The organism is Leptotrichia sp. OH3620_COT-345 (assembly GCF_003932895.1).
GTDB lineage: Bacteria > Fusobacteriota > Fusobacteriia > Fusobacteriales > Leptotrichiaceae > Pseudoleptotrichia.
In genome coordinates this window covers 19559-41758 of sequence record NZ_RQYW01000011.1, presented here as the reverse complement: position 1 = coordinate 41758, position 22200 = coordinate 19559, and the positions used below count along the sequence as shown (strand labels likewise).

39 protein-coding genes and 1 pseudogene are annotated in these 22200 nt (G+C 26.2%); 25 read left to right on the top strand and 15 right to left on the bottom strand.

Going from position 1 to position 22200, the window contains the following annotated elements; all coding sequences use genetic code 11:
• Window positions 1-52: 52 nt before the first annotated feature.
• Window positions 53-536, top strand: a pseudogene (gene tnpA, locus EII29_RS07780) (IS200/IS605 family transposase).
• 261 nt (window positions 537-797) lie between these two features.
• On the opposite strand, the gene EII29_RS07775 reads toward tnpA, so the two are convergent.
• The gene (locus EII29_RS07775; protein ID WP_125236971.1) at window positions 798-1016 is read right to left on the bottom strand and encodes a heavy-metal-associated domain-containing protein; all 219 of its coding nucleotides are present in this window, start codon (window positions 1014-1016) and stop codon (window positions 798-800) included.
• Window positions 1017-1167: 151 nt separating this feature from the next.
• Here EII29_RS07775 and EII29_RS07770 point away from each other — a divergent pair, with 151 nt between their 5' ends.
• From EII29_RS07770 to EII29_RS07760, 3 genes are all read left to right on the top strand, one after another.
• Window positions 1168-1785 carry a class I SAM-dependent methyltransferase gene (locus EII29_RS07770; protein WP_125236970.1) on the top strand — a complete coding sequence of 206 codons (618 nt, stop codon included), beginning with the start codon at window positions 1168-1170 and terminating at the stop codon, window positions 1783-1785.
• Between the two features lie 125 nt (window positions 1786-1910).
• Window positions 1911-2405 (top strand): flavodoxin, encoded by a 495-nt coding sequence (locus EII29_RS07765; protein WP_125236969.1) that lies wholly within the window; start codon window positions 1911-1913, stop codon window positions 2403-2405.
• On the top strand, window positions 2375-2734 hold the full coding sequence (locus tag EII29_RS07760; RefSeq protein WP_125236968.1) for a DUF2023 family protein: 360 nt from the start codon (window positions 2375-2377) through the stop codon (window positions 2732-2734). The genes EII29_RS07765 and EII29_RS07760 overlap by 31 nt, the downstream gene beginning before the upstream one ends.
• A 470-nt stretch (window positions 2735-3204) precedes the next feature.
• Here the strand turns inward: EII29_RS07760 and EII29_RS07755 are convergent, their stop codons facing one another.
• From EII29_RS07755 to EII29_RS07700, 14 genes are all read right to left on the bottom strand, one after another.
• Window positions 3205-4272 (bottom strand): site-specific integrase, encoded by a 1068-nt coding sequence (locus EII29_RS07755; protein ID WP_125236967.1) that lies wholly within the window; start codon window positions 4270-4272, stop codon window positions 3205-3207.
• Window positions 4273-4363: 91 nt separating this feature from the next.
• Window positions 4364-4564, bottom strand: coding sequence for a DUF739 domain-containing protein (locus EII29_RS07750; protein WP_125236966.1), 201 nt, complete (start codon window positions 4562-4564; stop codon window positions 4364-4366).
• 3 nt (window positions 4565-4567) lie between these two features.
• Entirely contained in the window at window positions 4568-4975 is a 408-nt protein-coding gene (locus EII29_RS07745) for a YopX family protein (RefSeq protein ID WP_125236965.1), read from the bottom strand.
• Complete coding sequence (locus tag EII29_RS12090; RefSeq protein WP_158612492.1) at window positions 4962-5117, bottom strand: hypothetical protein; 156 nt, start codon at window positions 5115-5117, stop codon at window positions 4962-4964. Before EII29_RS12090 ends, EII29_RS07745 begins: the two co-directional genes overlap by 14 nt.
• On the bottom strand, window positions 5117-5335 hold the full coding sequence (locus tag EII29_RS07740) for a hypothetical protein (protein WP_125236964.1): 219 nt from the start codon (window positions 5333-5335) through the stop codon (window positions 5117-5119). The genes EII29_RS12090 and EII29_RS07740 overlap by 1 nt, the downstream gene beginning before the upstream one ends.
• A 14-nt stretch (window positions 5336-5349) precedes the next feature.
• Window positions 5350-5640, bottom strand: coding sequence for a hypothetical protein (locus tag EII29_RS07735; RefSeq protein ID WP_125236963.1), 291 nt, complete (start codon window positions 5638-5640; stop codon window positions 5350-5352).
• 8 nt (window positions 5641-5648) lie between these two features.
• Window positions 5649-6341: a transcriptional regulator gene (locus EII29_RS07730; protein WP_125236962.1), complete on the bottom strand. Its 693-nt coding sequence runs from the start codon at window positions 6339-6341 to the stop codon at window positions 5649-5651.
• A gap of 13 nt (window positions 6342-6354) precedes the next feature.
• Window positions 6355-6960: an ERF family protein gene (locus tag EII29_RS07725; RefSeq protein WP_158612491.1), complete on the bottom strand. Its 606-nt coding sequence runs from the start codon at window positions 6958-6960 to the stop codon at window positions 6355-6357.
• Complete coding sequence (locus EII29_RS07720) at window positions 6957-7085, bottom strand: enterotoxin type A (protein ID WP_125236960.1); 129 nt, start codon at window positions 7083-7085, stop codon at window positions 6957-6959. Before EII29_RS07720 ends, EII29_RS07725 begins: the two co-directional genes overlap by 4 nt.
• A complete protein-coding gene (locus EII29_RS07715; RefSeq protein WP_125236959.1) occupies window positions 7085-7333 on the bottom strand; it encodes a hypothetical protein in 249 nt (82 codons plus the stop codon). Before EII29_RS07715 ends, EII29_RS07720 begins: the two co-directional genes overlap by 1 nt.
• 64 nt (window positions 7334-7397) lie before the next feature.
• Window positions 7398-7631, bottom strand: coding sequence for a hypothetical protein (locus tag EII29_RS07710; protein ID WP_125236958.1), 234 nt, complete (start codon window positions 7629-7631; stop codon window positions 7398-7400).
• A 110-nt stretch (window positions 7632-7741) separates the two neighbouring features.
• Window positions 7742-8005, bottom strand: a complete 264-nt coding sequence (locus tag EII29_RS07705; protein ID WP_125236957.1) for a hypothetical protein — start codon at window positions 8003-8005, stop codon at window positions 7742-7744.
• Window positions 8006-8009: 4 nt separating this feature from the next.
• On the bottom strand, window positions 8010-8156 hold the full coding sequence (locus EII29_RS12085; RefSeq protein WP_158612490.1) for a hypothetical protein: 147 nt from the start codon (window positions 8154-8156) through the stop codon (window positions 8010-8012).
• A 1-nt stretch (window position 8157) separates the two neighbouring features.
• Window positions 8158-8478, bottom strand: a complete 321-nt coding sequence (locus EII29_RS07700) for a hypothetical protein (RefSeq protein WP_125236956.1) — start codon at window positions 8476-8478, stop codon at window positions 8158-8160.
• A 182-nt stretch (window positions 8479-8660) separates the two neighbouring features.
• Between EII29_RS07700 and EII29_RS07695 the strand changes: the two genes are divergently transcribed.
• The 21 genes from EII29_RS07695 (at window position 8661) to EII29_RS12070 (ending at window position 22106) form a co-directional block, all read left to right on the top strand.
• Window positions 8661-9125 carry a hypothetical protein gene (locus tag EII29_RS07695; RefSeq protein WP_125236955.1) on the top strand — a complete coding sequence of 155 codons (465 nt, stop codon included), beginning with the start codon at window positions 8661-8663 and terminating at the stop codon, window positions 9123-9125.
• A gap of 15 nt (window positions 9126-9140) precedes the next feature.
• Window positions 9141-10232 carry a type I restriction endonuclease gene (locus EII29_RS07690; RefSeq protein WP_125236954.1) on the top strand — a complete coding sequence of 364 codons (1092 nt, stop codon included), beginning with the start codon at window positions 9141-9143 and terminating at the stop codon, window positions 10230-10232.
• A 168-nt stretch (window positions 10233-10400) separates the two neighbouring features.
• Window positions 10401-10565, top strand: coding sequence for a hypothetical protein (locus EII29_RS12080; protein ID WP_158612489.1), 165 nt, complete (start codon window positions 10401-10403; stop codon window positions 10563-10565).
• The gene (locus tag EII29_RS07685) at window positions 10552-11100 is read left to right on the top strand and encodes a hypothetical protein (protein ID WP_125236953.1); all 549 of its coding nucleotides are present in this window, start codon (window positions 10552-10554) and stop codon (window positions 11098-11100) included. Before EII29_RS12080 ends, EII29_RS07685 begins: the two co-directional genes overlap by 14 nt.
• Window positions 11101-11118: 18 nt before the next feature.
• On the top strand, window positions 11119-11370 hold the full coding sequence (locus EII29_RS07680) for an ABC-three component system middle component 8 (RefSeq protein ID WP_125236952.1): 252 nt from the start codon (window positions 11119-11121) through the stop codon (window positions 11368-11370).
• On the top strand, window positions 11357-13132 hold the full coding sequence (locus tag EII29_RS07675; protein WP_125236951.1) for a DUF2326 domain-containing protein: 1776 nt from the start codon (window positions 11357-11359) through the stop codon (window positions 13130-13132). The genes EII29_RS07680 and EII29_RS07675 overlap by 14 nt, the downstream gene beginning before the upstream one ends.
• 95 nt (window positions 13133-13227) lie before the next feature.
• Window positions 13228-13422: a type II toxin-antitoxin system HicA family toxin gene (locus EII29_RS07670; protein WP_125236950.1), complete on the top strand. Its 195-nt coding sequence runs from the start codon at window positions 13228-13230 to the stop codon at window positions 13420-13422.
• 36 nt (window positions 13423-13458) lie between these two features.
• Window positions 13459-13887, top strand: coding sequence for a type II toxin-antitoxin system HicB family antitoxin (locus EII29_RS07665; protein ID WP_125236949.1), 429 nt, complete (start codon window positions 13459-13461; stop codon window positions 13885-13887).
• Window positions 13888-13984: 97 nt separating this feature from the next.
• Window positions 13985-14209 (top strand): helix-turn-helix transcriptional regulator, encoded by a 225-nt coding sequence (locus EII29_RS07660; RefSeq protein WP_125236948.1) that lies wholly within the window; start codon window positions 13985-13987, stop codon window positions 14207-14209.
• A gap of 324 nt (window positions 14210-14533) precedes the next feature.
• Window positions 14534-15316, top strand: coding sequence for a helix-turn-helix domain-containing protein (locus EII29_RS07655; RefSeq protein ID WP_125236947.1), 783 nt, complete (start codon window positions 14534-14536; stop codon window positions 15314-15316).
• Window positions 15240-15986 carry an ATP-binding protein gene (locus tag EII29_RS07650; RefSeq protein WP_125236946.1) on the top strand — a complete coding sequence of 249 codons (747 nt, stop codon included), beginning with the start codon at window positions 15240-15242 and terminating at the stop codon, window positions 15984-15986. Before EII29_RS07655 ends, EII29_RS07650 begins: the two co-directional genes overlap by 77 nt.
• Window positions 15983-16144 carry a hypothetical protein gene (locus EII29_RS12075; RefSeq protein ID WP_158612488.1) on the top strand — a complete coding sequence of 54 codons (162 nt, stop codon included), beginning with the start codon at window positions 15983-15985 and terminating at the stop codon, window positions 16142-16144. The genes EII29_RS07650 and EII29_RS12075 overlap by 4 nt, the downstream gene beginning before the upstream one ends.
• Complete coding sequence (locus EII29_RS07645) at window positions 16132-16329, top strand: hypothetical protein (RefSeq protein WP_125236945.1); 198 nt, start codon at window positions 16132-16134, stop codon at window positions 16327-16329. Before EII29_RS12075 ends, EII29_RS07645 begins: the two co-directional genes overlap by 13 nt.
• 11 nt (window positions 16330-16340) lie before the next feature.
• Window positions 16341-16814: an MmcB family DNA repair protein gene (locus EII29_RS07640; protein ID WP_158612487.1), complete on the top strand. Its 474-nt coding sequence runs from the start codon at window positions 16341-16343 to the stop codon at window positions 16812-16814.
• A 25-nt stretch (window positions 16815-16839) separates the two neighbouring features.
• Window positions 16840-17211 (top strand): hypothetical protein, encoded by a 372-nt coding sequence (locus EII29_RS07635; protein ID WP_125236944.1) that lies wholly within the window; start codon window positions 16840-16842, stop codon window positions 17209-17211.
• On the top strand, window positions 17204-17575 hold the full coding sequence (locus tag EII29_RS07630) for a RusA family crossover junction endodeoxyribonuclease (protein WP_158612486.1): 372 nt from the start codon (window positions 17204-17206) through the stop codon (window positions 17573-17575). The genes EII29_RS07635 and EII29_RS07630 overlap by 8 nt, the downstream gene beginning before the upstream one ends.
• A gap of 10 nt (window positions 17576-17585) precedes the next feature.
• Window positions 17586-18350 (top strand): hypothetical protein, encoded by a 765-nt coding sequence (locus tag EII29_RS07625; RefSeq protein ID WP_125236942.1) that lies wholly within the window; start codon window positions 17586-17588, stop codon window positions 18348-18350.
• 23 nt (window positions 18351-18373) lie between these two features.
• Window positions 18374-19129 (top strand): putative HNHc nuclease, encoded by a 756-nt coding sequence (locus EII29_RS07620; protein WP_125236941.1) that lies wholly within the window; start codon window positions 18374-18376, stop codon window positions 19127-19129.
• 98 nt (window positions 19130-19227) lie between these two features.
• Complete coding sequence (locus EII29_RS07615; RefSeq protein ID WP_125236940.1) at window positions 19228-19812, top strand: dsDNA nuclease domain-containing protein; 585 nt, start codon at window positions 19228-19230, stop codon at window positions 19810-19812.
• Window positions 19813-20170: 358 nt separating this feature from the next.
• Window positions 20171-21871, top strand: coding sequence for an AAA family ATPase (locus EII29_RS07610; RefSeq protein WP_125236939.1), 1701 nt, complete (start codon window positions 20171-20173; stop codon window positions 21869-21871).
• Between the two features lie 76 nt (window positions 21872-21947).
• Window positions 21948-22106 carry a hypothetical protein gene (locus tag EII29_RS12070; RefSeq protein WP_158612485.1) on the top strand — a complete coding sequence of 53 codons (159 nt, stop codon included), beginning with the start codon at window positions 21948-21950 and terminating at the stop codon, window positions 22104-22106.
• Window positions 22107-22200: the final 94 nt, after the last annotated feature.

The window sequence follows — 22200 nt, the reverse complement described above, 5'->3', positions numbered from 1 at the left end:
TCCGATATAATAGAGTTGTTCAAGCTGCTATTAATGAAAGGAAGGTGTTTATATAGCTAATAAAACTAATAGCCTGTCTCATACTAAATGGATATGTAAGTATCATATAGTATTTACACCTAAGTATAGACGAAAAATCATATATAGTCAATACAGAAAAAGTGTGGGAGAAATTCTAAGAAGATTATATGAATACAAAGGAGTTGAAATAATAGAAGGACATCTGATGAAAGATCACGTACATATGCTGGTAAACATACCGCCGAAAATAAGTGTATCAAGTTTTATGGGATATTTGAAGGGAAAAAGTGCAACGATGATGTTTGACAAGCATGCAAATTTAAAATATAAATTTGGAAACAGGTATTTCTGGTCAGAAGGATATTATGTGAGTACAGTAGGCTTAAAATGAAGCGACAATAAAAAAATATATATCAGAACAGGAAAAACATGATATAGCAATGGATAAATTAAGTGTAAAGGAATATGAAGACCCTTTTAAGGGTAGCAACGAGTCAAATACAATAGTAGCTTGAACAAAGGTCAGGTGTCGTCTTTAGGCGAAGTAGGAGACCCGACGGCTTATAGCCGTAGAACAAGCCACACTTTTGAAGGGTGGTCTTGACAATTTTAAATTATTAATGGAATGATTATTTGACGAGCATTGAAAATGAACATGAGATGTATCTAAATTTTATTTCCAAGTAATTTTTTCATTCATAATCTTGACGTTTAATTTGAAATAAAAAACTGTAATTTAATGTATTTGATTTTACATTTATTTACAGTTTTTTAAATTATATTTCTTTTATGTTTTTAACTGAAAAATGACCTGCTGTCTGAATTAAATTTGAAAGAAGTTCATCATCAATATTTGAAGAAAGTAAAACTTCAGCATTTTTGCCGTTATAGTCTACTTTTACTTCTTCCACTTCAGGTAGTCCATATAAGGCATTTTCAATTTTTTCTGCACAATTGAAGCAGTGTATTCCCTCAATTTCTATAATTTTTTTCATATTTTCTATTCTCCTTAAGATTATATTAAATTTTATTATTTATACACTTATATGTTATCAAAAATAGATTTCAGTGTCAATTTATATTTACAATTTACTGTATAAAATATATAATATTAAATAAATATAAATCGAAAGGATATGAATAGTTATGGAACATTATTTTTCAGAAAATCCGAACACAAAATCTGAAAGAAAAAAAATAAAGTATACGATAGAAAATAAAACATTTGAATTTATCACTGATAATGGGGTTTTTTCCAAAGGAAAAGTTGATTCAGGGACTGATCTTATGCTAAAAACTTTCATAAAGGATAAGAAATTTAAAAAAAAAGAAAAAATGAATGTTTTGGATATAGGTTGTGGATATGGAACGGTTTCAGTGATATTGAAGTCTTTTTATCCATTTTTGCATATGACATTATCAGATGTAAATGAACGGGCATTGAAGTTAAGTGAGGAAAATTTAAAAAATCACAATATAAAAGGGTATGAAATAATAAAATCTTCCGTTTTTGATAATATATCAGGAAATTTTGATATAATTCTGTCAAATCCTCCTATAAGAGCCGGAAAAGAAATAATTTTCAGTATATATGAAGGTGCTTATGAACATTTAAATCTAAACGGAGAATTTTACTGTGTAATAAGAACAAAACATGGTGCAAAAAGTACTCAAAAAAAAATGGAACAAATTTTTGGAAATTGTGAAACAGAGAAAATAGATGGAGGATATAGAGTTTACAAGAGCATAAAAAAGATTAAATAAAAAAATAAGCACAGATAAAAAAGATATAAAAAAATAAAATTTGTCACACGAAAAGTTTGACAATCAAAATAAAATGTGGTATATTTATATAAGAGTGTAAACTTATATAATGGGAGGAAAGAGACATGTCAAAAATTGGTATTTTTTATGGTTCAACAACAGGAGTTACAGAAGATATTGCTAACAGAATAGCTGAAAAACTCGATGGAGTTGAAGTATATAATATTTCAGGTAATGAAGATAAACTGGGAGATTATGATGTTTTAATCTTAGGAACTTCGACTTGGGGATTCGGAGATTTACAGGATGATTGGCAGACGGCATTAGATTCATTATCCAGTCTTGATTTAAACGGTAAGAAAGTAGCATATTTCGGAACGGGAGATCAAGTGACTTTTGCTGATACATTCATAGACGGAATAGCAATTATACATGAAGAAATTCAAAATTCCGGAGTGACATTAGTAGGAGAAACTGATATAGACGGATATGATTTTGGTGAGTCCAGAGCAGTTAAAAATTCCAAATTTTTAGGTTTAGCTATTGATGAAGTAAACCAATCGGATTTAACTGATGAAAGGATAGAAGCATGGACGACGGAGTTAAAAAAAGTTTTATAAAGTATAATTATGAACTTTTTGCCCATCATTTATACGAGTTGGAAAAAGGACTAAGACATTTAGTATTACATACAGCACCTATTGAAGCTGTTAATGATATGGTAAGAAAACTGGAAAAAAACGATGTTACTTATCACATACAAGAAATAAATGGTGATAAAATAAATTTATTTTTCGGAGAAAAAGAGTGTGTGGAAACAATAAAAATGTTCAATAACAAAGCTCTTAATAAATATACTCCTGAAGAAGATTTTATATTAGGCATTTTATTGGGTTATGATCCGTTAAAGCAAACAAAAAGGTACTTAAAGTTTAAAGATAAGATTTGACAGAAAATGGGGAAGATAAGTATTTTAAAAATTTAAAATACTTATAAATACAAGATAATTAAGATATTTTTATAAATAAAAATAAGTCTAATAAAAAGACGGGAAACACATTAAATGTGGTTTTAGCTATATTTATATATAACTAAAATAAATCAATTTTCACGAGTTGATTTTCTCTCCAAAAAGCAAATAAGTCGGCGTATCCACAGCGTCGGCTTTTTTGCGTATATAGATTTTAAGGGGTTTAGAGGATTTTTATGTTGATGTCAGAATGGTTTATTTTTACCGAAAATTCAAATAAATAACATAAAACTTCAATATTTTTAAGTCGGGTAGGTATACCGTAGGTACACTTTGAGAATACTTTATAAGATAATAACTTCAATATTTTGAAGTCATATGTTTTGAAAAGTATTTTTTTAAAAAGCAGGTTTTTATAAATAACAAAAAAGCACTTTTTTTAAAGTGCCTTAGTTAAATATTTTTATCTTATTTATACTGTTTTTTATAGTTTCAATATCATTTTGTATATAATAATCTTGTGTTGTTTTTATATCGGTATGTCCCATTAAGTCAGTAATAATAGTTTCACTTATATTATTTTTTTCTAATATACTCGCTAATGTTCCTCTTGTGTCGTGGGGGACATGACTCATCCCTAAACTTTCCATTAATTTTAAAAAATGTACTCTTATTGTTTGTACGCTATTAGGAGTATTTTTGTGTTTTTCTGTAGGTCTTTTATGTTTTATGCATATAAAATAATCGTTGCTTGATTGCTCCAGTATTTCTTTTGTTATTTTTAGTATGTCGTTGTGTAATGGAATAATTCTATTTTTGGATTTTTCAGTTTTATTTCCCATATTTTTTATTACTCCATTAATCAAATCTACATTTCTTTTTTTAAGGTTTGCCATTTCTCCTATTCTTAAACCTGTATATATCATAAATAATACCATTTTAGAATTATATAAATCACTATTTTCCCATAATCTTTTTATTTCTTCTATAGTAAATATAGATTTTTGTTTTACAGGTTTATGGGTACCTATTTTAATAGGTTTAGCTCTATTTAAGGGGATATACTCCATTTGAACAGCATATTCAAATACCATAACTAAAAATCTTTTTATTTCAATTTTACTTCCACTCGATAAATTAATTTTATTAACTAACTCTTGTAATTGAGGAGTTCTTATATCTTTTATTAATAAATAATGCAGGGGTTTACAATGATTAAATTTAAAATAGTAACTATTGTAAGTTTTATCTGATACACTCCCTTTTTTCATTTTCAGAAAATACTCGAATAATTCCTGAAATGTTACATTAGAGCCGTCAATGTCATAAGGATTAAATAAATATTCTTCCAGAACTTTTATAGCTTCTTTTTTTGTTTCATAATAACCTAAACTTTTTCTGTCTTGTTTTCCATTTTTATCAAATCCTACAGTTACCCTTACAAGATAAGGTTTTCTTAACTTTTTATTTTTAATTTTTATGATACTTCCGCTACCATTCTTATTTTTTATTGTCACTTTATCACTTTCCTTTATTTTTAAAATATGATAAAATAATTTAAAAGATTAATTTTATAGACACTTTGCCAGAGTGTCTTTTTATTTTATCTTAGTTGAAGAATATTTCAATTGTTTCTTTATCATCTAAATTTAAGATTTTTCTCAACCTTTTCACTTCTCTTAAAAGTAATGGCTGTTTCTTGTTAAGTTTCTGCGTCATAGATGTTTCACCTATTCCGATTTTGTTAGCTAAGGTCTTATAGTTAAACCTTTTTTCTTTTATTTTCCCTTTTAATTTATCTGCATTCATATTTTACTCCTCCAGTAATTCTCTATTTTCGTAAATATTCCCGATTACTTCTAAAAATCTTTCTTCGCAGTTGGATAACTGTTCTGTAAAATATCTATTTTCTAATATATAGCTGCCGTATTTGTATTTAACAACACATTTGTATTCTTCTTCGGAGTCGTTAAGTATCACAATATCCCCTTCATAAATTTCTTTCCCTCTTTTGTCTTTAACGCCTGTGTACTGCGTTATTATAAAATTTTTTTGTTCCAGTTCATTCATAAAATCTCCGCCACCTTCAGAACTTTCGATCCATTCAAATAATTCCCCTTTGGTATTCAAGACGTACTCTATTTTCACATATCCGTCATCATAACTTTCTAAAAACTTATTACCCTGTTTATCCCATATCTTAAATTTAATTTCTCTCATCTTCTTCCTCCAGTACAGATTTTAGAGTTTTTAGCTCTACTTCTTTTATATAAGCCATCAGATACAAACCACACTTTGAATAATTTAACAGGTCTTTCTCTACCTGTTTTATTTCTTCTTTTATTTCCTTTTCTGTTTTCATTATTCTTTCTCCCATTCTGCTATATTTTGTATTTTAATTCCTCTTTTTTTGCACTTATCACAAGTAATATAACCGTAATATAATGTAGTTTCCTCACATTCGATTACTGTTCCTTGCTTGTCAATTTTTGTTAAATTTAAATTTCCCTTAGTGGGTTGTGAAAATAGACAACCCCCGCAATTTTTGCATTTCCAACTCATTTTTACTCCATTCTTCAATCACCCCCCTATTTTTATTCAGAGAATTCTATTTTTATTTTTTCAATTTCTTCTTTTATTCTTTGTAATTCTTTTTCTTCTCCCAATAATAAAGCATTTAGTAAATCAAATATTAAATTTATTGATTTTTTATCTTTGAATGTAAAATCATCACATATATATCTATCTTCATGTTTTTCTCCTACTCTTATGATAATTTGGGTAGGTGAAGTAATTCCTGTATTTTTTTTTCTGTTTAGATTTCTTTCAATTTTATCTTTATCATTGAAAAGAATATCTATTTTATCTTTTTCTTTTTGTTTCATTTTTTCTCCTATGCCCTTAAAGCTTTAATATCTAATGTAAGATACTTTAATAATTGAGAACCTAACTTTTTACATTCTTTATAGATGTCTTTGTAGTACATTTTATTTTTCATACTTTCAATCATTATTTTAGAAAATAAATCTTCTAATTTTCTAATATATAGCAGAGTTTCGACATCTATTGTTTCTCTCATACCGCTTTCTATTCCGACAAGTTTATTTGTCAATTTTGAATAGACTATATATAATTTATCAGCATTTTTACTTCCTTGTGACCTTGCATACGGTATAAGTTCGGCTATCCTATCAGTTTCGCTTCTTCTTGTGAGTTTTCCTTGTTGCCTTGTTAGTAGCCATTCACTGTTACTTCTGTTCAGTAACATTAATTTTAATTGTTCATTCTGTTTTTCAAGCTTTTCAATATATTCAAATACTTTTCCTCTTACATATCTACTTTCTTTAGTTAAAAGCCTTAATGCTTGTTTCAAAGTCAATATATACATAGGTTGTTTTTTATTTTGGGAATTTATGTATGAGGACTGTACTATAAATTTCAGTCCTATTTCTTCCCTTATATTCCTTAACAAAGTATTATGACTTAATTCTGTATAATTTCCTTCTTCCTTTCTCAATCTATTTATCAAATCTACAAGCTCTAAGCTTGTTATAGTTTCTTTTGATTTTATTATCAATTCATTCATTTTCATTCACTCCTTATTCACTTTTCTTTTTTTCTTCTATTTTTTTATATATTATTTTTAATTCATTTAAATTCATATTGTCTAAATCAATTAATTCTTTTCCATTTAACACTTCAATCTGTTCTGTATCTGTTAAATTAGAAATGTTGTCTATTATAGCTTTTATAGCGTTTTCTTTTCTTTCTTTTTCAGTTTTTTCATTTTTCTGTTTTTGTGTTTTAGTCTGTTCTTTGTTTTTATCCTTATCGATAGTTGCTTCTGTCTCGTCATTTATGATTATCTCAAGAGCATTGTAATAACAATATCTTTTTAGATATGTATGAGTAGAACCAATCTGCTGTAATCCATTCTGTCCTTTCATTTCTACAACTATTTTAGGAGTTGTGAAAGTTTCTTTTTCTTCTGTATTTTCTGAATTTATTATGGTTAAAATCCCTTCATTTTCTAATAAATCAAATTTAGAAAAAAGTTTTAGTTTTAAAAATATTTCATTTACTTTAGGCAAAAAATCTTTTAATTCGAAGTAATCAAAATTAGCAAATTTATTATATCCGCTTTTTTTAAGTCCCATTTCCTGCAATTCAACCCTTGCTTTCTGTAATTTTTCGTATATATTCATTGTCTTTTTCCTTTCCATCTATCATTTTCTTCTTTCAGTTCTTTATTCATAGATTCTAATCTTTTAGCTATGATCTTTAAATATTCTATTTCTTTTTTTTGATTTTCTAAATATTTATTAAACATTATTCCTTAATCTCCTCTATGCTGACGAAGTTTTTGTGGACTTCCACTTCTCGTCCAAATTCATCTTGGAATATTAAATATTCCCCGTCCATTATATAAGTATCTACATAATAAATCACCTCTTTTATCCTTATTTTGTACCCCTTAGGGGGGTCTTGCTTTTTAATTACAAATATAAGAATTATATTTATTGCAGCTAAGAATGTTACTAAGGCTAAACTTTCCCATATAAATCTTTTTGTTATCATTTTCATCACTCCTTTATTTCTTTTATTTTTTAGATCCTTACTGGTTATCAATTATTAGTATTTTTTATTTCATGCCGCTATACAACTTTTCCAATGCCTGCATTGCTTCAGTTGCTTTTGGATGATTACATTTATCAGGGTGAATAAGTTTTACAATTTCCTTATACCATCTTTCAGCAACTTTTTTGTTGCTGTAATGAGTAATATTTACTCCTAAAAAATCAAGTTGTAATTTTCCTTTAAGCTCCACCAAATAAAATATATACTTAGAAATTTCATCTTTAAAATAATCGTTCATTTTTTATCTCCAATCTATAATCATTTTATCGCCTTTTTACAGTTTAAATATCATCATTAGTGACTCCTATGCGGGGGATTGCTCCCCCTATATATATTAAAACTTTTGGATTATACAAATTTTCCGCTTAAATCCATACCAGCATATCTCTTAATGCGGTAAGTTTTCTCTCCTATTTTATTTTTGCTGTAAGCTATAAAGAAATACAATGTGCCTATAGGAGTTTTAACACTTATTCTTCCGTCGTTAGTTATTGTTTCTCCGACTTTTATATGTTTATTTACAATTCCTCTTACCTTTCTTGTGAGTTCAGAAGTATCATCACTTCTTAACTCAAATACTTCCCTCTTAATTCTTCTTTTCAGTGTTTTCATATTTTTATCTCCCTTTCTTATATATTTTTTTTCTATTTTTTTTACGTTCTTCAGTTTCCCTATTACTTATTATGGTAGACTTTTTAGGTTCTACCACAAAAGTAACTTTGTCCCATATTTTTTGTAATTCTTCCTTTTCTTTTTTTGTCATTTTAAGCCACCTTCTTCATAGTTACCAATACATCAACGATTTCATCTTCCGTGATGTACTCTTGATTTCCGTTATCATAAGTGTGTATACCCGTTATTGTGCTTACAACGGCTTCTTTTTCGTACTCAAATGTTTCAAAAGTTTCAAGTACAATCATTGCTTCTTCAGTCGTATATCCGTCATTTATCCACTCCATTAGCCAGTTATTAAGCCAAGATTGAGTGTATTCAATCTCGTATTCGTCGTTTAGCTGTAGCTCTCCATTGTTTACCATTTCAAGTATTATCTCTTCTGTTAATCTTTCCAGTTCTTTTTTGTTCATATCAGGCTCCTTATTTATTTAACTTATTTTAGTTAAACATAAATTTAAAAAAATAAGTTATATCTATTTTCTTAACTTATTTTAACTTATAAAAAGTTAAAAGTCAAGTCTTTTTGTAAAAAAATTTAGTTTTTTTCGTAAAATATGGTAAAATTATAGTAAAATATATTGGGAGAAATAAAATGGAATATAAAATAGCAATTTTTTTAAATGAATTTTTAAATGGAAAAGAGATAAATGTTTCAGAGTTATCTCAAAAGCTGGATATAAGTAATGCTTATATATCCTATATCAAAAATAGTGAAAGAACAGCTTCTAAAAAATTTATTATGAAACTGGTAAGTAATTATCCTTATCTAAAAAAAAGAGAAGAAGAGCTACTGTTATTGTTAGAAGAAGACAAATTAAAAGAAAAATTGTTAAAAATTGAAAAGAGCAGAAAAAAAATATTAGGGATAAAAGATATAGAAGAAAAGAGTAGCGATGAATTAACAAATTTGTTAAATATATTGGATAATGAAGAACAAAAGGAAGTTTTAAATACCTTAATCAAAGAAGTAGAATTATTAACTTTTAAGAATGGGAAGTATGAAGAAGTAAAAGAATTGATAGAATTAACAAAAGAAAAAATAAATAATCTAAAATAAAAGGAGTGATTGCTTATGGAATTTAAGGACAAAATTGAAGAGCATGTAAAGGTTATTAGAAAGTATCAGAACGAAGATTTTAAGGAAGAGCAGACGAAAATGTACTTGATAGCACCATTTTTAAATTTATTGGGATATAATGTGTTTAATCCTGATGATGTTATAGCTGAATTTGTAGCAGATATAGGAGAGAAAAAAGGTGAAAAAGTAGACTATGCTTTAAAAGTAAATGGAGAAATTGAAATTTTAATTGAAACGAAACCTATGGCAGACGATTTAAGCAATCATGATATTCAGCTTAAAAGATATTTCCATGTTACAAAGGCTAAAATAGGAATACTAACAAATGGAGTAATATATAAATTTTTTACGGATTTAGAAGAAAAAAATATAATGGATAATAAACCATTTTTATCAGTAAATTTTTTAGATTTGACAGAAGACAAAATACCCGAAATAAGAAAATTTTCTAAAAGTAATTATAACCCGGAACAAATTTTAAATAATGCTGAAATACTTAAATATTCAAATGGAATGAAGAATTATTTGAGTAGACAACTTGAAAATCCCGATGACGATTTTATAAAAATAATTGCAAAAGAAGTTTATGATGGAAGGTTAATGCAAAGTAAAATAGAAGGTTTTAAAGTTATTTTCAAAGATACTTTTAAAACATTTATTAATGATTATGCGAGAAGAAAGTTTGAAAGAGTATTAGAAAATAGCACTAAGGAAAATATTGAAGTAGTAGAAGAAATGACAGAAGAAATTGAAGAAAATCCTGAAGATAAAATAGTTACAACTGAAACAGAAATGGAAAGTTATTTTATAATAAAATCAATTTTAGGAAAATATACAGACTTAGATAATATAACTTTTAAAGATACAAGAAGTTATTTCAGTATATTATTTCAAAATAACACAAGAAAATGGATTTGTAGAATATTTACAGGGGTTGAAAAAATAGTCATAAGTTTTCCAACAGATGAAAGACGTGATGGTGGTGCTGTAGTAGAAGAAAGAACCCAGATGGATTCTTTAAAAGAATTATACAAATTTGAAGAAAAACTGGTTGAGATATTGAATAAATATATTGAAGAGAAGTAGGAAGAACAAATTACAAAATCACAATATTTCTGAGAAATTTCCGCTAACATTTTTGTGATTTTAGGAATAGGAAATTAGGAAAAACAATAAATATAATGAGATAGAGGATTTAATCAAGGAAGTAAAAGTGAAGATAGATGAATTATAAAATAAAAGGAGTTGTATAGTATGTTGGAAAATATTTGGAATTTTTTAAAAGGAATTTTTGGCGGAGCAGAAATAAATAATGAAAACAATATTACTCAAATAAATAAAGTAAAAAAAAATAAAGATAGCATTGTAAATATCAATCAAATAAATAACGAAAAGGGAAAAAATAATGAAAAAAGATAAAATTCAGCAAGAAATAAATATTTCAAAGAATAAAAATAGTGATATTACAGTAAATCAAACCAATAATTATTATCAACCGTATAATACAATTGAATTTAATGAAGAAAGATTTAAAAATACAATAGAGTTATTTTTAGAAAATAAGGACGAAATTATTGAAGAAGATAAAGATAAGTATCAAAATTTCAAAAGAAATCAAGCAGAAAAACATAAAAAAAATAATATGAGTCCAGAGTATTATGATCAAGTAATATTGGGTGGTGATATAGAATATTTCTCAGAGATTGACGCATTTTTTAAAAATAAGAGAAATTTGCTGTATAAAAAAAATTATGAAATTGTAGCTAAGGACTTAACAAGAGATTTTTTTTCGAAAAAACAAAAAGATAAAAATTATAATATAATAGAACATATGAGTAAAATTAAGGGTGAACTATTGCAAAGAATAGGAAAAAATGATAGTATGGAAGTTGAAAAATATATTATAATATTTTTACATTATATGTATCAAGAATGTGATTATGGAATAAAATAAAAAAGAAAGGAGGATATTATGATAAGACCAGATAAATTTATGGATTTAAAAACATCTGTGTTATTTGTATCAGGAGAAATTATAAAACAAATTTTAAAAAACAAAAATAAAAGAATAAAATATTCAGATTTGTATAATTTTTTTTACGAGAAATATAAAGAAGATACAGAATATAATTTCCCTCCTGCTCTTAATTTTTTATTTTTGCTAGATAAAATAGAATACTCTCTTTCAAAAGATGAGGTGAGATTAAAAAATGAAATTAGTTAAAATTTTTTCTAATAAAAAAGAATTTAAAGAAATAGAATTCAATGAACATTTTAATATAATAGTTGGAAAAAAAACAAGAGAAACAAATGATGAAAATAACAAAAAAAAAGACAGCCATAATTTAGGAAAAACATCATTAGTAAATTTAATTGATTTTTTACTATTAAAGCGGATTAATGAAGAAAGTATTTTTAAAAGACATTTTAATTTATTTAAAGAACATATTTTTTATTTGGAACTATTACTTGATAGTGGAAAATATCTTTTAATTAAACGTAGTGTGGAAAAAAACTCGAAGATATCTTTTGCTTTATTAGAATCAAAATTAAAAGAACTAGACGAAGAAAAAATTGTGTGGGAACATGTAGACTTACCTTATGAAAAAGCCAAAAAATTATTGAATAATGTTTATTTAGATTTTAATGTCTTAAAAAAATATGATTATAGAACATATTTAAGGATGATTTTTCTTAAAGATAAAGATTCTTTTTCTAAAAAAATGAAAAATCCATATAAAGGTTCAGACTTTGAATGGAAAAATAAATTATTGTATTTATTTGGCTTTGATAATCATATTTTTGAAGAGAAAAAAGAGTTAGAGGAAAAGTTAAAGGTTCTAAAAAAGGAAAGCCCCAAAAATATTACCACAATGATAGATAAAAAGAGAACTGAAATTCTTGAATTTGAAGACAATATCTCAGAACTTGAAAAAAATATAGATGTTCATAATGATTATTCTTTTGACAAAAATGTAACAGAAGAAACTGTTAAAAATATTTCCAGTGAGATTTCTAAATATAACCAAAAAAGATATAATCTTTCTATTGATATAGAAAAAATAAGCACAGCATTGGAAGAAGAAATAAACGCTATTGATTTGGATCAATTAGAAAATGTATTTAAGGAAGTTAATTTATACTTTCCTGAACAATTGAAAAAGAATTATAAAGAATTGATAGAATTTAATAAAATAATTTTTGTAGAGAGAGAAAAAGCCTTAAAAAATAAATTATCAAAATTATCTAATGAATCCAATGAAGTAAATCAAAAGTTGGAATTTTTAAATAAACAGAGAGAAAAAAATATAAAAATTTTAAATGAAAATGAGTTTTATAAAAAGAAAGCCAAAGAAATAATTGAATTAGAAATTCAAAAAGAGAAATTGGAAAAATTAAAAATTGAATTAGAAGAACTAGAAAAAAAACTAGAAAACATTACTGAAAAAACAGAAATAGAAAATAAACACAATACTATTGTTAGTAAATTAAAAATAGAAGTATCAAGAGATAATGAAACTTATAATGATATAAAAAAAATATTTCAAAAGATAACAAAAAAAATTTTTCCAGAAAGAAATGGAAGAATAATAATAAATTTGAACAAAGAAAATAACCCCGAATTTGATTTATATTTAGAAGATAAACTTGAAAACAGAACATCTGAAGATGATGGCGGAACATATAAGGGTATTCTAATGGCTTGTTTTTGCTTGTCAATAGCTAGTTATTATTCTCGATTTAATTATCACAAATTTTTATTTCAAGATGGTATGTTAGAAGGCGGAGATAATCGGAAGAAAAAGCTTCTCATAGAATTGATAAAAGAACTTTGTGTAGAATATGATTTACAATATATTACTACTGCTATTGAAGACGAAATTAATGACAATGAAGTAAAAAAACTTCTTGATAAAGAAAATATAATTGCCAAATTAACAGATGAAGATAATGGAAAAGGTACGTTGTTTGGATTTCAATTTTAAGAGCCTAATGGCTCTTTTCTTTTTTGTGAAATAATTATAAAAACAAACTTGACTTTATTACACAATATTAAGTATAATAATATTGAGGTGGTACTATGCCGATGACGTCAAAGGAAATGATTAAATTTCTAAAAAAGAATGGCTTTGTTGAAATACAAGGTGGCAAAGGTTCTCATAGGAAATTTATTAATCATAGTACTGGTAAAATAACGATAGTTCCGTATCACTCAAAGGAATTGAAAAAGGGTATGGAACAAGTTATTTTAAAACAGGCAGGACTAAAAAAATAGTCCTCCTGTTACTTCTCAAAAATAGGAGGTAATATAATGGTTATAGTTTATCCTGCAATTTTTCATAAAGCGGTTGAAGGAGGTTATGTAGTAATATTCCCCGATTTAAATAATGGTGCTACACAAGGAGAAACACTTGAAGAAGCTATAGAAATGGCACAGGATTATATTGGAACTTATTTATATGATGATTTTTTGAATGGAAATGAATTGCCGAAAGCGAGTAGTATAGAAGATATAAAAATAAATTTGGAAGAAGAAGAAAAGGAATATTATAGGGAAAATGAGAGTTTTACTTCTTTAGTAAACTTAAATATGAAAAGATATGTTAATGAATGCAAAAGCCAGACAGTAAGAAAGAATGTTTCAATTCCGAGCTGGTTAAATGAAATGGCTAAAAGAAGTAATATAAATTTTTCAAATGTGCTTCAGGAAGCATTAAAACAAGAATTAGGTATAGATTAATAAAGGCTCTTAGGGGTCTTTATTTTTTTATACAACATTTTATAATTTCGCTTGATTTTTAACAAAAAATAAGTTAAAATAAATTGAGGTGATAAAAATGGATACAAAAGAATTTCATAGAAATATATATGTCAATTTGGAAAATGAAATTGTAAAATCTGGATTAAGTAAAAAAGAAATTGCAAAAAAATTAGGTACTGAAAGTTCGAATGTATCGTACATTCTAAATAAATTAAAAAATGGAAATACTATAAATACTAAAACTTTAGTGAAATTTTCAAAAGTATTGAATATTTCTATGAAAAATTTTTTTAAACAATAATTTAACTTAAATTAAGTTAAAAAAGCTCCTAAATTTATTAAGGAGCTTTAATAAAATTATTTTTTCAAAATAGTTTTCAATAGATCAATAATTTCTTTTAATTTTTCGTCGTTATTCTTAGCCATTGAGACCACTCCTTTTTATAAGTGTACATTAAGGCTAAAGAAAATCAAGAAAGGAGGGAGAAATAGGAGGTGAAAATATGAAAGAATTATCAGTTGAAAACGAAAAAATAATACAAAAAAAGCACCCGAAGGTGCAAATAAAATACTATTATAGGGCAATTATAACATTATTGCTCCTGTAATTCAAGAGGTGAAAAAAGTGGCTAAAAAAACAGTAAATAAAAAAACAAATTTTACAACCATACATAACAAATTAATAAATGATGATAACATATCTTTAAAAGCTAAAGGAATAATGCTTTATATGTTATCAAAGCCTGAAGATTGGAATTATAATCCTAAAGAGATAGCAAAAAATTCAAAAGACGGGTTAGATTCTGTGTATTCGGGGATAAAAGAGTTAATAGAAGCGGGATATATAAGCAGAATACGGCATTCTGACGGAACGGTAGATTATTTTGTTTTTGAAGATATAGAAGAAAATGATGTAATTGATTTTTCTAAAAAAGAAAGTCAAAACCCAAATCGGGAAAACCCAAATCGGGAAAACCCAAATCGGGAAAACCCAAATCGGGAAAATCCCGATGTATATAAAAGAAAGAATACTACTAAAGAAAGAATAATACTAAATATTGAATATACTAAAGAAAAAAATACCAAAAAAGAAATTGAGGATTTTATAAATTCACAAGATAAAACTGAAGAATATAAAAATCTTCTGTTTGAATTCGTCCGATATAGGAGGAAAATAAAAGATAGTGTAAAAACAACGGGTCCTATTAAATTGTTGTTAAAAAATTTTAGTGATGAAGTTGCTTTAAAAGAAGCTTTGGAATACATGGACTTATATAACTGGAAGACGGCAGAGCCTGAATGGATAGAAAATAAAAAACGAGGAGGCAAGAATGGGAATAGTAACAATGTCGGAAATGGTAAAAAACAAACAAGAAAACCCGACTACAATATCGAAGCAGACTTCTAATATGGTAGAAACTGTGAGTTTTGGGATATTCGATAATGAAAGAAATAAAAAGTTGATAAATTATTATAAAAATATTTCGACATTACCCAGAAAAATTTCAGAATGTACATTTGAAAAATCGGTTGTGAAGAGCGAAAAGGAACTGGAAATAAAATCTAAGCTTGAAAAATACTGTGAAAATTTTGAAAAAGCTTTAAAACATGGGATAGGATTATATCTCTATGGAAAAAGAGGAACAGGAAAAACATTTTACAGTCTGTGTATTTTTAATGAATTATCAATCAGATACAGGGTTTATCGTACAAGCTTGATGGAAATAAATAACAAGATAAAAAGTTCTTTTCAGGACAAAAATACAACGGAACATGGAATTATTAATGATTTACTGAATGCGGATCTCATAATTTTAGATGATTTAGGAAAGGAATATCTGAGCGAAAGTTGGGGAAAAGAGAAACTGTTTTATATTTTTAACAAGCTTTATGAAGCAGAAAAATGTTTGATAATATCAACGACTTTAGATATGGAACAGATGAAAGAGTATTTAAGTATTAATGGAAGTGATGATGTATTTGATAGGGTGACCGAAAACTGTAGAAGCTTAAAATTTGACTGGGAAAGTAGACGTAAAACGATTAAAGAAGAAATCAAAAAGGAGATATTCGGATGAAAACAATAACAGAAGAAGATGTGAAAAAATCTAAATTGGAAAATAAGGCTATGAGCCTAAGAAGAGAGCAATTGGAGAAAGAGGACAGGGAGTTATTCAAGAAAATTAATAAAAACATCGAATTAATACAGAAATGGGAAAGAATATGCAAAAAATAAAAGTTTATTTTATGGAAATTACTGATTTAAACGGTCAGAAACATCAGATAAAATCCTTAAATTACGAAGAAATATTTAAATTTCAAAAAAGACATAAAGGCAAGGTTGCAGGAATACATAAAGGTAGGAAGTTAGTTACAAAGGAAAAATTAAAGGAAATAAAAACAGAACATTGTTTTAAATAGGAGGAGTGGTAGTGACTACGAAAGAAATTGAAAATAAGCTTTTTAAATATTTCCATAAGAGCATAGCTGTTATTGATAAAATAAAAGGATTACACGTAAACGGCATACAAGAAATAAACGGCACTCTTATGAGAATACAGCCTGTTATCTTTCACGAATGTGATATTTTAGCAGTTTCAGAAGCAGGATATGCGACAGAAGTTGAAATTAAAATCTCAATATCTGATTTAAAAGCGGACTTCAAAAAAGAGCATAATCATAAATCGGAAGTAATTAAAAACTTTTACTACTGTGTTCCTGAAAACTTGCTTGAAAAAGCTTTGCCTATAATTCCCTTAACGTGCGGAATATTACTTGCAACGGAAATAGGAATAAAAAAGTACAGAACTTGTAAAAAAAATAAAAAAGCAAGGGCTATGTCTGAAAGAGAGATAGCGGAAATATGGAGATTATCCATGTTCAGATATTTAAATTCAAGAAAATAAAAATAAAATTCAGGAGGAGAAAATTATGTTAGCAGATGTAGTAGTAAATTTTATGATAGAAAAATGTAGAAAAACTTATAATTTGGAGAATGCAATTTTAAAAGAAAAAACTGTAGCAGATAACAAAGTTAAATTTAAGTTTGAAAAAAAGGGGGGGCTTAAATTACAGGTTGAATTTGGAAATGAAGATATATCAGATATAATTTACAATAATTTTTTAAATGAAGCTGAAACTGAAAATATAACTGCCGGAGAATTTAAAGCACGTCTGAATGATCATTTAGAATTAAATGATGTGGAAACCGAAGAAAAGCTAAATTCTTTGGTATATGAAATAATTGAAGATGTTAATAGTGAGAAGTTATTTAAGAAAAATAAAGGCGGTAAGTATGATTAAACTTGAATTACCAATGGCACCGCCAAGTGTAAATACGATATGGATAAATAAGCCGAAAGGAAGATTTAAATCTGTAAAAGGTCGTGAATTTGATAAAAGGGCAAAACAAGAAATAGCTATTCAGTATTTGGGAAAGCCCTTAAGAGGAAAGCTAAAAGTAAAAATAAAACTTTTTTTCAAGGATAATAGGAAAAGAGATATAGACAACTACAATAAGGGAGTACTGGACGCAATGACAGGATTTATTTATGAAGACGACAGCCAAATTGATGAATTATTTCTTGTGAAGAAAATAAATTGTGGATTTGATAAAGTTGAAATATTTATAGATGAGATTAGCGAAGAAAAAATGACATTATTTTAGGAGAACTAAAATGACTGAATTAATAAAGATAGAAAAGAAAATAAATGAAATAACAAGTTTAGAATTATTGGAGCAAATTAATGTTTTTAGGAAGCAGGAAAATAAAAAAGAACAGAGTCACAGCGATTTGTTAAAAATAATAAGAGATGAATTTGAAGATGAAATAGCCGAAGGAAAAATTTCCCTCGGCTCATATAAGGATAAAAATAATCAGAGCAGACCACTTTATATTCTAAATTTATCGCAGGCAAGACAATTATTAGTTAGAGAAAGCAAATTTGTAAGGAAAGCTGTTATAAAGTGGATAAATGGATTAGAAAAAAGAATAAATGATCCTTATTTTCAACTTTCTCAATCTGTAGTTTTTGCTAATAATCTTATTGAGCAACGAGAAAAAGAGATAAAAGAATTGACATATAAGGTTGAAGCTATTGAAAAGGAATTGGAACACAAGAAAGAGATTATAGCAGGTGTTACTGAAAATATAGACTTGTACCAAAAAAGAGAAATATTAGGAAGAGTAGTAAAACATAAAGGTGCTAATTTCAGAGAACGTTGGAACGAACTATACAAATGTTTCAGGGAAACATACCACATAGATTTAAAAGCCAGAATGGAGGGATATAACGCCACACTGAGAAATAAGGATAAATGTAAAAGTGTAGTTGAATATGCTGAAAAATTTGGTCATATAGATAAATTGTATAAAATAGCTTTAAAACTGTATGAAACAGATATGAGCGAAATTATAGAAAATATTAGAAAAGTAGCGTGATTTGCAAAAATAGGAGTGAAAAAATGGCGAATGCTGAAATCCTAAATAATGAGATAATAATAACTTTACCTGTTGAAAAAGTATATCCAGGATTAAAGCAAGAAATAGAGGAGTATTTTAATAATTTGCCTATTAAAGTACTCCCGATAAAAAAATTATCTGCTGCACAAAACGGACTTATACATGTACTTTTAAAACAGTTTGGAGATGAATTAGGATATACATTAATTGAAATAAAAGAAGTTATGAAAGAACAGTTTTCTATTTCAACGGATCAGTTAAATTTTTCTACTTCCTGTTGTGATATGGAAACGGCAAATGAATTTATATCTTTCATTATAGAGCAGGCTTTGGACTTAGGAATTAATTTATATATTCTTGGGAAACAGGACAAAAGATACAGGCATATTTTGGAAATTGATAAAATGACTGAAAGATACATTATAGCTTGTTTAAGAAAACGTACCTGTTGTATATGTGGTAAAAAACATGATGAATATAATACAGTTGACCTTGAGCATTACGATAATGTAAATACAATAGGCGGTTATGAGTTTGATGATGGTTTACAGACAAGATTTATGACTTTGTGTAGAGAACATCATTCTGAGAGACATTCGATTTCTGAAAAAGATTTTGAGAATAAATGGTATTTATCAGGAGTATGGCTTAATCCCCAATTAGTATATGAACTACTTCCTGTATATCCGAATCACTTTAAATTATTTAGGAAACGGCTCAAAGAGGGCTACTACGATGGGTTAATAGTGAAAAAATAAATAAAATAGGACAATGGGAATTGAATATTTTTTGTTTTAAAAAGAAACATTTTGGGGTATAATATAAAATAATAATTGTTATACAGCCGAGGTGAATTATGAGTGATTTGGAAAAAGATTATCTGAAATATGAAGATGGAGGAAAAAATGCTATTAAAGGATATAATTTTCAAAGCTATGCTGGAATATATTATATGTTAGTTTTATATAAGAATGATAAATCATTTAAAATAGGATTTGAAAAGAATGATGATATAGAAATACATTTGCTAGATAGTATTAGGTATAAAATACAAGTCAAAAGCTCTAAAAAAGGATTAACATTAAATAAAATATTAAAAACATCTGATAAAGAAAAATTATCAATATTTCAAAAATTGATATCGGATAAAACGTATGACTGTTATAAGATTTGTTTTCCGATTAAAGCATTTTCAAATTTTGAAAACTTAGAAAAATGTATAGATCTAGGAATAGGAGAAGAATGCAGGCATATAGAAAAGAATAAGGAAGTTTTAAAGTCATTGAAAGAGAAAGAGATAGATATAAAAAAAATAATATTACAAGAACTTCCTTTTTCTGAAAAACATGATAATGCAAAAAAATATATATTGGGATTAGTAAAGTCAGATATAAAAAAATTGAATTTGATAGCGAAAGTTTCGATAGCCTTGTTGGTGTAATTTACCAGTACTCCGCTATTGAAAATGATATAAATCAATATCTTGATAATACATATTTTAAAAAAATAGAAAAGCAGAATTTACTTCAAAAAGAGATAGAAAAGAATTTAGAGATTATAGAAAATAAAACAAATAGTATTGTAAAAAATAAATATTATAAGTCTATAATTGAAATCAGAACAAGAAAAGAAATTTATGAAAAGGAATTTGAAAATATTGAATTATTAGAAATTGGAGAAAAAAGATTTTATAATTATTTAGAAGATGAAATCAAAAGAATAGAGTTGACAATAAAAAAAGATAAGTATTTTATAGGAGCATACATAATTTTAAAATATTCGGAAAAGGTGACTGAAGTATGGAAATAAAAATTAAGAGAATAAAAATTATAGAGTTAGAGAGCAAAAAATTTGGGGAATATTTTTTTTCAGAAGGTGTAAATATTATAAATGGAGGAAACGGTTCTGGAAAATCAAGTTTAATAAAATCTATAATGTATTGTTTAGGATATGAAATAAAAAACTGGTCTACTAATTTCAAAGTGAATGGGATGATATTTGAATTAAGTATTACTATAAATGGGAAAGAATATTCATTAAAGAGATTTAGAGAATATTTTATTTTAAATAATAAAATAATGAAGTTATCAGAATATAGAGAAAAAATATTAAAGTGTTTAAACATAAAATTGAAATTGAGTTTATCTAAAGCAAATAGTGAAGTGATTCCATATCCTACAGATATTTTGATGTATAACTATTTAGATCAAGATTCTTCATGGGATGGTAAAATTTTTTACAATAATCATAAAAATTATAACATGTATGCAAAAAAAGAATTAGAAAAAATACTTTCATATTATTTGGGAATAAGCAATGATTTTATCAATGAATTGATTTTAAAAGAGAGTGATTTAAAAAGAAAATCTGATAGCTTAAAGCAGAATATAGAAAAATTAGAATACAGCCAAAAAATTTTAAATTATAATGAAGAAAATAAAATATCATTAGACATTAATGATTTTGAATTTGAAATTAAAGAGCTGGAAAAAAATTTGAAAAAGATTTATAAAGAAGAAAATATAGTTAAATATAAAATATTTGATACAACTAAAAAGATACAGGATATTGATTTAGATATCAGGGAATTGGAAGTAATTTATTCAGATTTGAAAGAAAAAAATAAAAAAACTGAAAAATTTGTTTGTAAAACTTGCAATTCAAAAATAAATCAAGAAATGTTTTTAAAAAAATATGATATAGAAAAAAATATGTATTCTATTTTTTCAATATACGAATTACAAATAAAAGAAAAAGAAGAATTAACAAAAAAATTGAAAAAGTACACGCAGGAAAATGAAAATATAAAAAAAGAACTCTTTAAAATTGAGGGAATTTTAAAAACTAAAAAAGAAAATATATCTTTAAAGGAAGTGATAGAAAGTAAAAGTAAAATAGAAGGAACAAAAAAAATAAATGAGTTTTTAAATAATTTTAAAAAAGAAAACAGCTCAATTCAAATTGAAATAAATGAATTGAGCAAAAAAATCAGAGAAGAAAAAAATAAAACGAAAAGTTTAACTGCAGAATATAAAAATAAATTTAATATATTGCTAGATGAAATAAATTTATTGTTTGAAAAAATAGATTTGGGACAAATGAAAGATAAATTTTTAGACTTTTCAAAAATGCCTGATACTGGGGCGGCTAAAAATTTATATTACATGTCAATTTATTTTGTTTATTGGAAATTATTAGATGAAAGTTCTATTGTGAAAGTACCATTTGTATTAGATACAATAATAAAAGATGAAATGGATATATCAAATAAAAAAAATATAAGCAAATTGATAGAGGAAAATGTTTTTACATTGAAAAATCAAATTATATTTGGATATACCGAAAAAGCAAATATAATATTGAAAAATAAATACAATAATATTATAGACCTGACATCTAAAGAAAGAGTTTGTGATAGAGAAATTACCAAAAGAGAAGAAAAATTTTTGGAATTTATACAAAAAAAGATAAAAGAATTAAGTGAGGAAAAGACCAAGTAAACGGGTATTTTTGTTTGCAAAATTAATCAAAAGTATTGAAAAAACACAAAAAATAGGGTATAATAAGGAGGTAAAAATGAGTATAAACAAAGAATTCAAGGAAATAGAAGAGTTTTTAAAAAGTAATAAAGTTGGAAGTGTTATTATTGAAAGAAAACCAAATGGAACAGTAACAATACAGAAGACGGAAACGGCACAATATAAGAAAGAGTATGCGAATAATAAGGCAACCTAATTGTGGATATTCCAAAACAATTGAATAAATTATAAATATTGAGTACATGAATATTAAGATGACCGTATTTATAGAGTTAAGGGTAAAACCTTGA